The 12,224-nt window shown below is 30.5% G+C and carries 11 protein-coding genes; 2 read left to right on the top strand and 9 right to left on the bottom strand.

Annotation, left to right across the window (positions count from 1 at the left end; translation table 11 throughout):
- Positions 1-82 precede the first annotated feature (82 nt).
- Positions 83-802, bottom strand: a complete 720-nt coding sequence (locus B4G36_RS02105; RefSeq protein WP_291061617.1) for a 3-ketoacyl-ACP reductase — start codon at positions 800-802, stop codon at positions 83-85.
- A 146-nt stretch (positions 803-948) separates the two neighbouring features.
- Between B4G36_RS02105 and B4G36_RS02100 the strand changes: the two genes are divergently transcribed.
- Positions 949-1,218: a DUF1294 domain-containing protein gene (locus B4G36_RS02100; RefSeq protein ID WP_291061615.1), complete on the top strand. Its 270-nt coding sequence runs from the start codon at positions 949-951 to the stop codon at positions 1,216-1,218.
- A 5-nt stretch (positions 1,219-1,223) separates the two neighbouring features.
- Here B4G36_RS02100 and arfB read toward each other — a convergent pair whose 3' ends face one another.
- From arfB to B4G36_RS02060, 8 genes are all read right to left on the bottom strand, one after another.
- Positions 1,224-1,616, bottom strand: a complete 393-nt coding sequence (gene arfB / locus B4G36_RS02095) for an alternative ribosome rescue aminoacyl-tRNA hydrolase ArfB (RefSeq protein WP_291061613.1) — start codon at positions 1,614-1,616, stop codon at positions 1,224-1,226.
- Positions 1,616-2,797, bottom strand: a complete 1,182-nt coding sequence (locus B4G36_RS02090; protein WP_291061611.1) for an MFS transporter — start codon at positions 2,795-2,797, stop codon at positions 1,616-1,618. The genes arfB and B4G36_RS02090 overlap by 1 nt, the downstream gene beginning before the upstream one ends.
- A 1-nt stretch (position 2,798) precedes the next feature.
- Complete coding sequence (locus B4G36_RS02085; RefSeq protein WP_291061609.1) at positions 2,799-3,752, bottom strand: aldo/keto reductase; 954 nt, start codon at positions 3,750-3,752, stop codon at positions 2,799-2,801.
- Between the two features lie 261 nt (positions 3,753-4,013).
- Complete coding sequence (locus B4G36_RS02080) at positions 4,014-6,974, bottom strand: sensor histidine kinase (protein ID WP_291061607.1); 2,961 nt, start codon at positions 6,972-6,974, stop codon at positions 4,014-4,016.
- Positions 6,975-7,032: 58 nt separating this feature from the next.
- On the bottom strand, positions 7,033-7,827 hold the full coding sequence (locus tag B4G36_RS02075) for a LytR/AlgR family response regulator transcription factor (RefSeq protein ID WP_291061605.1): 795 nt from the start codon (positions 7,825-7,827) through the stop codon (positions 7,033-7,035).
- Between the two features lie 81 nt (positions 7,828-7,908).
- A complete protein-coding gene (locus tag B4G36_RS02070) occupies positions 7,909-9,063 on the bottom strand; it encodes an MFS transporter (protein ID WP_038331221.1) in 1,155 nt (384 codons plus the stop codon).
- Positions 9,064-9,071: 8 nt separating this feature from the next.
- Positions 9,072-9,461, bottom strand: a complete 390-nt coding sequence (locus tag B4G36_RS02065; protein ID WP_291061603.1) for a VOC family protein — start codon at positions 9,459-9,461, stop codon at positions 9,072-9,074.
- Between the two features lie 3 nt (positions 9,462-9,464).
- Positions 9,465-10,544, bottom strand: a complete 1,080-nt coding sequence (locus tag B4G36_RS02060; protein WP_291061602.1) for an NADH:flavin oxidoreductase/NADH oxidase — start codon at positions 10,542-10,544, stop codon at positions 9,465-9,467.
- A 296-nt stretch (positions 10,545-10,840) separates the two neighbouring features.
- On the opposite strand from B4G36_RS02060, the gene B4G36_RS02055 reads away from it, so the two are divergent.
- The gene (locus B4G36_RS02055) at positions 10,841-12,175 is read left to right on the top strand and encodes an NAD(P)/FAD-dependent oxidoreductase (protein ID WP_291061600.1); all 1,335 of its coding nucleotides are present in this window, start codon (positions 10,841-10,843) and stop codon (positions 12,173-12,175) included.
- Positions 12,176-12,224: the final 49 nt, after the last annotated feature.

Below are 12,224 nucleotides of genomic sequence, written 5' to 3'. Positions count from 1 at the left end.
AGAAATGATTCTGAAAAATGTTTTTTCAAAAAAATCCAATTTCATTTAGAAATTGGATTTTATAAATATGATTAATCAATTTTTAAGGATTTGTAGACCATAAAGATGCTGATGCCAACATTGCGCGCTTATCTAATTTTAATAAATCGACAATTAATTGAGCAAAATCTTCTGGTTGAAGCACTTTTTCTGGATTTCCGTCAGTGATTTTTAATACATCTTTTGACATTTCAGATGCAATTGTACTTGGAGTTAAGGTCGTTACACGAATGTTTTTCTTTCTTAATTCGAACATTAATGATTCTGATAAACCTATCAATCCCGCTTTTGATGCTGAATAAGCAGAAGTTACTGCGTTTCCTTTTAATCCCGCCGTTGACGAAACATTGATAATATCACCACTTCCTAACTCTACCATCGAAGGAATTACAGCTTTAGAAACATAATATGGTCCAAATAAATTGGTACGCACAATCTCTTCCCAATCATTTTCTGGCATTTCCAAAAAACTTCCGAAAGCCGCAATACCAGCATTATTAATCAAAATATCAAACGCTCCAAAATTCTCTATTAATCGTTCAAGTTGCATTTTCACTTCAACTTTTTCGGCTACATTAAAAATAGAGTAATCAGCTTTTACTCCAAAACTTCTAATTTCTTCTACAGTTTCTTCTAATGTTTTTGTATTTCGTCCTGTCACAGCTACATTAACACCCTCTTTAGCCAATGCCAAGGCAACAGCTTTTCCTAAACCTCTACTACCTCCTGTGACTAAAGCATTTTTCCCTTTTAAATCTTGCATAATTATTTTATAATTAGAATTTTACAATTTATTTTTTGAAGATTTCTTATGATTTTGAAGTACAAAGATAAACAACATAGATTTCTAGGAAAAATATTTTTTATCTACTTAATTATAAGTATTTTTACTACTTAATCACACACTGAATGGATAAATATTTATTTTTTACTCTACTCCTTATCAACGTTCTCTCTTTTTTTTTATTTAAAATAGATAAAAAAAACTCAATTATTGGTAAAAGACGTGTATCTGAATTAGCACTTTGTTTTGTGACTTTGATTGGTGGAACAATTGGTTCTCTTATGTCAATGCAGATTTATCGTCATAAAACAAGAAAAAAGTCTTTTATTTTTAAAATAGTAATGATTATAGCAATACAATGTAGTATATTAATTTTTTTAGTTGATCGTATATAATTGTTCTAAAATTTAAACCTACGACCATCTTTTTTCTCAGCTTGTTGTTTCTTTTGATTCAATCTTTTTTGTTGAGAAGCTTTCGTAGGTTTGGTCTTTTTTCTAAACTTTGGAATAATCAATGCTTTTTCGACCAATTCTAACATTTTCTTTGTTGCAGATTCTTTATTGTCCAATTGAGAGCGAGATTCTTGCGAATTGATTTGTAAAAATCCTTCTGAATTAATCTTATTTTTTAGCTTTTCTGTGATTAATGCTTTTTCTTCATCAGAAAAAAATTGGGTATCTTCAACGTTCCATTTTGCTAAAACCATTGTTTCAACCTTGTTTACATTTTGCCCTCCTGCACCGCTACTTCTCGCTGTTTTATATGTTATTTCAGAAGAAAAATCTTTCATCACTTATTATTTTTTTTGAATAAAATATGAGATATCAAACAAATTAAAGTAAAAAAAACGCCAACAGCAACCACTCCATTCCATTGAAATTTATCCCACGCATTTGCAGCAATAAATGTTCCTAAAGATCCACCAATAAAATAACTCGTCATATAAACTGTATTCACTCGATTTCCTGCTTTGGCATCTAATCCAAAAATAATATTTTGATTAGAAACGTGCATTGCTTGTAAACCTAAATCGATCAAAATTACGCCAACAATTAACCCCCAATATGTATAACCAAACTCATAGAAAAATCCCCAAGAAATTAACATAATGAGAATGGAATAAAAGATTATTTTGGAGGTCGATAAAACTTTCGAAACTCTACCAACCAAAGCTGCTGCTAAAGCACCTACTGCACCAATTAAACCAAATGCTCCAGCGACATCGCTTCCAACAAAAAATGGTGCTTCTTCTAAATGAAAAACCAATGTTGTCCAAAATGCACTAAATGCTGCGAAACCAGTTGCACCACGAAAAGAAGCTAATCTTAATTGAGGTTGAGTTTTTACTAAATCTACAATCGATTTCATCAAATTACCATAAGTTCCTTTGAAATTTGGTTGTATTTCTGGTAAAAATATATAGATGAAAATCCATAATACAAACATTAAAACTGCACCTATCAAATAAACTTCTCTCCATCCTAAATATTCTCCAATAAAGCCACTAAAAACGCGAGAAAGTAGAATACCAACAAGCAAACCACTCATAACCATTCCCACAGCTTGCGCTTTGTTTTGAGGTTCTGCTAATTCAGATGCCATTGGCACAAAAACTTGCGGAATAACTGAGGTAAAACCGATTAGAAAACTTAATGGAAAAAGCCAACTTACGGATGGTGCAAAATACATTCCCAAAAGAGCTACAATTACAAAAACAAAATCGATTAAAATCATTCGTTTTCGTTTCAATAAATCTCCTAAAGGAATAATAAATAACAATCCACAGGCATAACCTATTTGTGTTAACATCGCAATATTAGAAACTTTACTTTCAGAGACATTAAAATCTTTTGCAATTAATGACAATAAGGGCTGATTGTAATAATTATTCGCCACAACCAAACCACTCCCAATAATCATTATCCATAAAATGATTGGAGTTAATTTGGGTTTCATTTGTAAATTTTCCATTCTAATATTCGCTTGCTTCGGTCAAAAGTTTCATATCATCATGAGATAATTGCACATTTACAGCTTCTACAAAAGCATCAAGATGTTGTTCCTTAGTCGCACTCGCAATAGGAGCTACAACTGTTTTCTGATCCATTAACCAAGTCAAAGCAACTGCCGAATAAGAAATATTGTATTGTGTAGAAATTGTTTGTAAAGCGTCCAAAATTTTGAATCCTCTTTCGTTCAAATATTTTTTGATTCCTTCTCCTCGTAAACTTTGTTGTAAATCTTCTTCAGTTTTATATTTACCTGATAAAAATCCACTCGCTAAGCTGTAATAAGGAATAACAGCTAAATTGTATTTCTCTGCAACAGGCTGCAAAAATTCTTCAAAATGCTGACGATCATACAAGTTATATTCAGGCTGTAAAGTTTTATATTGTGGTAAATTATAAAGTTCTGATTTATCCAACGATTCAATCAATCGCTCCGAAGAAAAATTAGATGCACCAATATATCTCACTTTTCCTTCTTTTATGAATTGATTATAAGCGGATAAAGTTTCTTCTACAGGTGTATTTACATCATCATAATGAGTTTGATATAAGTCAATATAATCTGTTTGTAAACGGATAAGTGATTCTTCTACTTCTTTTAAGATATGAGCTTTTGTAGTATTTGGCTTATCTTGAATCATATTTCGTCCACCAACTTTCGTTGCCAAAACGATTTTATCTCTCACTCCTCTCGATTTTAACCAATTTCCGATTATTCGTTCAGACTCTGTTCCAACATTACCTTTCACCCAATACGAATAGTTATTCGCAGTGTCTATCGCATTAAATCCTCTGTCCAAAAATCCATCTAAAATTCGAAAAGATTCTTCTTCATTCAATGTCCAACCAAAAACATTTCCTCCGAAAAAAATTGGTTTTATCTCTAAATCTGTATTTCCTAATTGTACATTTTTCATGGGGATAAAGATAAAAAAAAGCTACTTTGCAGTAGCTTCTTGTTGTAAAATTTTTTGACTCACACGTCGAAAAATGTAACTTTTAAGATACTTTTATGGTGTCTTCATAGGTTTAGAAAACAAAGCATCAAAGTTTAATACTTAGTTTGAAATCGATACCACAAATATATATACTGAATAATATCTAACATTAAAATAGAGTTTAGATTTCGTTAATTCACGTTTCAGCAAGGTGAATTGTGAATTTATTCAGGTGAAATTTTAATCAACTTTCAAAATCATTCGAACTTTTGTTCCTTTTACATGAATATCTATAAAAATATTTTCTTCAATATTACGATTAAGCAATTGTAAACGCTCATTAATTATCTTAAGTGCTTTCGAATCGTGAGTTTTATTTTGCGTAATTTGTGTTGTATTTCCCTTTCCATTATCTTCAATGATTATTTCTAAATAATCAATTTTTACACGAATAATCAATTTGATAATCGGTTGTAAATGATTTTGATCAAATGCGTGAACAAAAGAATTTTCGATAATTGGTTGAATCAACATTGGAGGAATTTTGATGCGATAAATATCCAATTGACTATCAATTTGAACATCAAATTCTATTTTATTTTTCCATCTAAAATTCTCAACTTCAACATATAATTTCAAAAAATCAATTTCGTCTTTCAAACTAATTTCATCTTTTGTTGAAAGATTTAACATCTGACGAATCAAGTGAGAAAAACGGCCCAATGAATTTAACGCATTATCAATATCATTATCCAAAATATAAAACTGAATAGAATTCAACACATTGAAAATAAAATGTGGATTCATTTGCGATTGTAAAGCTGTTAACTTCGTTTCGGTTAATTGTCGCTCTAATTGCAAACGTTGATTTTCTTGAGTGTTTTTTTCATTTAATTGACTAATTTTTAATTGATTAAATTCATTTAACGTCTTGATTTTATTTGTATTATAACGATAAATAATCAATCCTAAAGTTAAGACTGACAACACAATAAAATAAATATTCAAGTAAAAAGGTTCGTCAACATCCAACGAAACCAAATCGATAATTTGTTTTTGTCCATTGCTTGTATCCGTTATTTCTAATTGAACACGATATTTACCATATGGTATATTCCGCAAATAAATAGATGGGTTATAAAAATACTCATTCCACTTTTCATCAGGATTTACACGATATCTGTACTTATAACTTTGAGCAAAATTAGCATCAACCACAGCAAAATTTAGTGTAATATTGTTCTCATTATTCTTTAAATTCAGATCCTTATCAATCAAATCAAACCACATAAATTTATCTATCCCAAAAGATTCATCATTAATTTTAAAACTTGTAATAATAATCTCTTTCGACTGATTTTTTTGCTTGAATAAATTCTCAAGATTTAACTTATAATATCCATTTTCAACACCAATTGTAGCCGTTTTTCCGTCAAAAATAGACGAATGTATATCCTTATTCACAAAACCTTGTTCATTGCCAATCATATATGTTTTATTATTATTGAAAACGAGTAAATTACGATTGGTTCCAATCAGAATTGAGTTCCCAAAAATGTCAATTGAACTGATATTTTCCCCGCCAATTTCACGAATATTGATTACTTTTTTTGTGATTAATTCATCTCCTTTTACCTCTAAAATATAGACTTTTGCAAATTCTGTTGCAACCAACAACTGATTATCTCCAACGCATTTTATCATTTTAATTTTAGATTCATTAAACTGATTATTTTGCAAATAAGAAATAAAATTTCCATTTTCATACTTGAATAAACCATCCAAAGAAGAACCAAAAAATACAGCTTTTTTATTTTGACAAATCGAAACAACATCTTTCGGAACATTGGCTTGTGCAGCTGAATATGAATGATATTTTAGATTATTCAAATCATCAAAAACCAAAATTCCTCCAAAAGGATTTGTCTGAATAAATTGATTATTAAAATATGTAAATTGACTTGTTCGATTAGGTAAATAATCTTTGAATTCTCCATTAAAATCTAACTCGAAAAGTCCCAGATTAGTTGCTATAATGAACGAATTATAACGAATAATCATTTTATAAAAACGAAGATTTTTTTCTTTCAAATCAAAATCAATTTCATAAAAATCTTTATTTGATTGACTTAAAAAATCTTTGAATTTTGACTTATTTCGAAGCATATATTGATAAAAAGCATCTCTCTTTATCTGTTTATTAAATACGTTGTTCTCCTGAAAATAAAGACCTTCTGACGTTAAAAAATATTGTGTATTTTCAACTTTTAAAATTTCAATGACTTTTTTATTATCAATCGTAGAAAAATCTAAAAAATGATTAAAATGAACTTCAAAAAGCCCTTTATCAGCGCTTCCAACATAAATTAAATCATTCGTTTTACTACTAAAAACTCGATAAGGATAATCCGAAGTAATTTTAAAATTCTCTGTTTGATCTGTTATTTTATTATTCTTTAACTCCGCAACCATCCCATTTCCTGCTCCCGTTTCGTAACCTGCTAATAAAAAAGAATGACGTTTATCTGAAATGTTGTGATTTCTAAAAACTGGAAAATCATACGTTTTAAAATTCAATTTTTTATTCAAAAAATCGTTTATCGGAATAACATTAAGACCTTTAGACGATGACAAATACAAATCATTATTATACAAAAAACTATAATTAATTCGATTGAAAGGATTGACCAACTTCAACTTATCACGATGAACTTCATAAACACCATGATCGATTGTTGCAACATAAACTTTATTTTGATATTCGAAAAAAGACACCGCTTCGAACACAATATTGTTATTTTTTTCGAAAGAAGGATTGTAAATTTTCTTTGATTTTGTATCAATAATCGAAACGCCTCCTTGCGCTGCAACATATATTAAATCATCTAAATAAAATAAATTTCGAACGCGATCCGAAACCAACCCTTTCGCTGTATTAATTTGTTCAAAACGTTGACCTGTAAATTTCAATATTCCTTCTCCATAACTTCCAAACCAAACATTATGCTCTCTATCTTCTATTATTGTCCAAACATTATTGTATTGTACTTTCTCGAAGCGTTTCATCATTTTGAAATTATCCATGTCTTTCACAAACACGCCAAAACGAGTTCCAACCCATAAAATTTTTCGAGAATCTTTATAGACACTCAAAATCTCATTGGCAGGCAAACCATTTTCGTACGTATATTGTTTTGTCAAAACATATTGCGCAGAAAGTTGATGAGAGCAAAGAAATAAAAGAAGTAAAAAAATGAAGTTACGCAACCACATTCGATAAAATTTTATACCCCAATGAAGTCACAGGCAGATTTGATTCGCCGTCTTTTGGATGACAATTAAGAATCAATAAATTGTTTCGTTTATCAAATTTTTTAGCAAAATTAATATTGACTAAGTATGATCTATTTACACGGAAAAAATTGGTTTGATCAATCAAATTTTCTACTTCTTTTAGCGTTTTAGTTACCATGTACACATCTTTTTCAGTAAAAATTGTACAATAACTATCATCCGCTTTGCAGTAAATAATATCTTCAATTTTCAGTACCAAAACCTCTGTTATAGATGGAATAAAAATAATTCCATGTTCATTTTTGAAAACATCTTTCAGATTATCTGTTTCTACCTCATCTTCAAAATCATCTGCAATATTGATAATCTCTTTCGTTTTTTGTGTTTGATTTTGACGTTCTACAAAACGATTCAATAATACTTTAAGGTCAGAAATTGAAATAGGTTTCATCAAATAACCTAAACATCCCCATTGATTTACGGCTTCTAAAATATAATCTGAATGAGCTGTTGTAAAAATGACATCAAACGTAATATCATCAAAATAATCAAATAATTTAAACCCAAATTCCTCTGGCATCTGAATATCCAAAAAAACGATATCTGGTTGATTTTCCTTAATTTTTTCAACGCCTTCTTTTACAGAATTCGCAGTATCAATGGAAACAAAAAAATCAGGCAAAGCATGTTGAATAATTTTCTTTAACCCTTGTTGAGCAAAGTGTTCATCGTCTATAATAAAAGCTTTGTAATGATTCATTTTGAATTTAATTTGTTACAAATATAAACTAAAAAAGGATGCTCCGTAGAACATCCTTTGATTATGATTGAAGTAATATTTTTAAACTCTTTTCGATTTTAATTGTAAAAAGATTGCTGCAATTATTGATCCGACCGAAGCCATAATAAAACCAACCCACAATTGCGAATTAAATCCTAATCCCATTGCAATCGGAATTCCTCCTAAAAATGCACCTAAAGCATTTCCGATATTAAAACTTGCTTGACCAGCTGCAGCCGCTAAAGTTTCTGATCCTTTTCCGTTATTAATCAACATCATTTGAATTGGCGAACCTATTGTAAACGCAATTAATCCCGTAATAAACGACATAATATAAGCCATTATTTGTATATGAGAAGTGAAATAAACAATCACTAAACAAACCGCCATCGACGCAAAAGAGATGATTGCAGCTTTATTTGGTGACATGGTATCTGCCAATTTTCCACCTATAAAATTACCGACAAACATTCCTAGACCAATCAAAGTCATAATGATTGGAACTTTTGTTTTAGGTAAGTCTGCCACATTTGTCATTAACGGAGAAATGTAACTTATCCACGCAAATAATCCTGAAGTTCCGATAGAAATCATCACAATTAATACCCAAGCTTCCCATTTTTTGAAAAAACTTAATTGTTCTACTAAACTTCCTTTATTTGTATTTTTAAGATTCGGAACCCAAAGAGAAATCGCTAACATCGTGATTAATCCTAAACTTGCAATAATCCCAAACGTTAATCGCCACGAAAAAACTTGTCCTAATTTCGTCCCTAATGGAACTCCGACTAAATTCGCAAACGTTAATCCAGCAAACATAATCGAAATAGCTTGCGCTTCTTTTCCTTTTGTTGCTAATTGTGCAGCCACAACAGATCCTACACCGAAAAATGCTCCATGAGGTAAACCAGACATAAAACGAGCAATTAATAAGGTATTGTAACTTGGTGCGATAACAAAAAGTGAGTTAAAAATGGTAAACAATAACATAAAAAAGATTAATACTTTTTTAGGCGAATATTTACTTGTAGCCATGATCAATGTTGGAGCTCCAACCATTACGCCCATTGCATACATTGATATAAAATTCCCTGCTGTTGGAATTGAAATATTCAAATCTTTTGCAAAATCCTCTAAAACTCCCATCATCGAAAATTCCGTCATTCCGATGGCTAAACCTCCCATTGCTAAGGCAAGTAAACTCTTTTTTACCATTTATTCTTCTATTCTTCGTATAATTCTATCGGCAAACCGTCGGGATCTACAAAAAAAGTAAACTTCTTTTGCGTGTATTCATCCACACGAATTGGCTCTACCTTTACATTCAACTGCGTTAGTTTTTCTACTTCATTTTCTATATTTTCCACAGTAAAAGCAATATGTCTCAATCCAGAAGCTTCTGGTCGAGAAACACGTTTTGGTGGATTAGGAAAAGAAAATAATTCGATGCAGTAATAATTTTGCAAAGCTAAATCTAATTTATAAGAATCACGTTCTTTTCGGTAAACTTCTTGCACAATTTCGAAACCTAAAATTTCTGTATAAAAATGTTTTGATTTTTGATAATCCGAACAAATGATTGCAATATGATGGATTTTTTTTAATGTTAACATAATTTATGCGTAATGATTATTTTTTGCTCTTTCATATTGTGGCAACCACTTTATATCTTCTTCTAACTCTTTTGCAGCACGTAATGCGAAATATGGATCGCGTAATAATTCTCTTCCTAAAAAGATTAAATCTGCTTCTTCATTTTGAAGAATTTCTTCGGCTTGTTTTGGTTCAAAAATCAATCCAACAGCTCCAGTAATTATTTCAACTTGATTTTTAATTTCATTTGCGAATGGAACTTGATAATTTTTTTTGACATCAATTTTTTGATGACTCACTCCTCCTCCAGACGAAACATCAATCACTTCTACTCCATTTTGTTTTAAAATCTTACACAATTCGATTGTTTCTTCTAAATTCCAACCATTTTCTGCCCAATCCGAAGCTGACAAACGAACCCAAAGCGATTGAGTTGTAATATATTTTTGCATTTCAGCAACAATTTCCAACACAAAACGAATTCTATTTTCGAAACTTCCACCATATTCATCTGTTCTATTATTAATTAAAGGTGACAAAAACTGATGAACCAAATAACCATGCGCGCCATGAATTTCTAAAATTTCAAAACCAGATTTTATAGCACGCTCTGTAGCTTTTCCCCATTCTTTTACAATATTTTCAATTTCTGAAACTGATAATTCATGTGGGGTTTCATCCAATTCATTAAAAGGTAAACTAGAACTCGAAACCGTTTTCCAACCATTTTTTTCGTCAGATTTTATTTGATGGTGTCCCAACCAAGGCTTTTCTGTACTTGCTTTTCGTCCTGCATGCGCTAACTGAATTCCAGGAACACAATTGTATTTTTTAATTTCGGAAGTTAATTTTTGATACACTTCGATATGTTCATCTTTCCAAATTCCTAAATCGCCATACGAAATTCGACCATCTGCAATAACCGCGGTAGCTTCTTGTATAATCGCCGAAACATTGCCAACTGCACGCGAAACATAATGTTGAAAATGCCAATCATTTGGAAAACCATCTTCCGAAGAATATTGACACATTGGCGACATGATAATTCTATTTTTTAATGAAATAGATTCATTTATATTGATTGATTCAAATAATTTGCTCATTACTTGTTTTTTGACTTAATTAATTTGGAATAAAATTCGTGAATTTGATTGATTTCTTAAAACGATTCAGCTTAAAAATTGTTTAAATTCTAATCTTTCAACAAAATTAAAAAAGCTTAGAAATACATGAAATCACAAATAATTTTAACAATTTATTTAAAACTGACAAAAAACATAAATTTAAAAAAATCTAATAATCAATCCGATATCATAGTAAATATCTAAGGTTCAGAATAATTTTTAATAAATCTTTCATTGTTTCTTAGTTTGTTCGTAATTTTACAAAAAAGTGAATTTTGGAAAAGAAAAAGATTGTCATTTTAGGTGCTGGATTTGCCGGACTTAAATTAGCCCGTAAATTAAATAATAACCCACACTTTTCTGTTACACTTATTGACCGTTATAACTATCATCAATTTCAACCTCTTTTTTATCAAGTTGCTACAGCAGGAATAAACGCTAGTGATATTTCGTTTCCTATACGAAAAGTATTTCAAGGAAGTAAAAATGTCAGCGTACGATTAGCTGAAGTAACAGCTATAAAAAAAGAAGCTAATATTGTTGAAACCACAATCGGAGATTTTTCTTACGATTATTTGGTTATTGCCATGGGATGTACCACAAATTTCTTTGGTAATAAGCAAATTGAGGAATTATCATTCCCAATGAAATCCACAAACGAAGCTTTAACGCTAAAAAACAGATTGTTAACAAATTTTGAAAGTGCTTATTCTGCTGAGTCAGAAGAAGAATTAGAAGAAATTTTGAACATTGTTGTTGTTGGTGGTGGACCAACTGGAGTAGAACTTTCTGGTGCAATTGCGCACATGAAAAAACACATTCTACCAAAAGATTATCCAGATTTAGATTTCTCTAAATTGAATATTTATTTGATTGAAGGAAGTTCTAATTTATTAGGACCTATGTCTGATTTAGCTCATAAAAAGTCTCACGAATATTTGACAAATATGGGAGTACATATTTGGACAGAAGGACGAGTTACAGATTATGATGGAAAAACTATTTCCTTAGCTGACGGACGCACAATCAAAACAAAAAATTTAATTTGGTCTGCTGGTGTTACAGGAAATATTCCTGAAGGAGCTGTGTCTCAAGAAGAGTTACAAAGAGGTAACCGTTTTAAGGTAGATCGTACAAGTAAAATTATTGGAACTGATAACATATATGCTATTGGTGACATTTCTTGTATGGAAACACCTAAATATCCTCATGGACATCCTCAATTAGCACGTGTTGCTGGGGATCAAGCTATGAATTTAGCTAAAAATTTCAATAAAATTGGACAAGGTTTATCAGAAGATAAATTAACTTTATTTGAATATCAAGATCCAGGATCTATGGCTACAATAGGAAAACATAAAGCTGTTGTTGACTTACCTAAATTCTCTTTCTCTGGGCGTATGGCATGGTTTACATGGATGTTCTTACACTTAATGTTAATCTTGACTGTTCGCAACAAACTGGCAATTTTCTTTAATTGGGCTCAAAATTATTTTACAAATGATTCATCATTACGTATTATTGTTCGTCCAACGAAAAAAGATTTTAGATTTAATTTGAAAGGTTATCGTCGTTTTCCAAAGAATCGTGATAAAGAAGTAGAAGCTTAATCAAAAAAGTATATCAATAAAAAACTCCGCTAAATATTTAGCGGAGTTT

Origin of the sequence: Empedobacter sp. UBA3239 (genome assembly GCF_002362875.1) — a bacterium.
GTDB lineage: Bacteria > Bacteroidota > Bacteroidia > Flavobacteriales > Weeksellaceae > Empedobacter > Empedobacter falsenii_B.
This window is presented reverse-complemented; position numbering and strand designations above follow the sequence as displayed.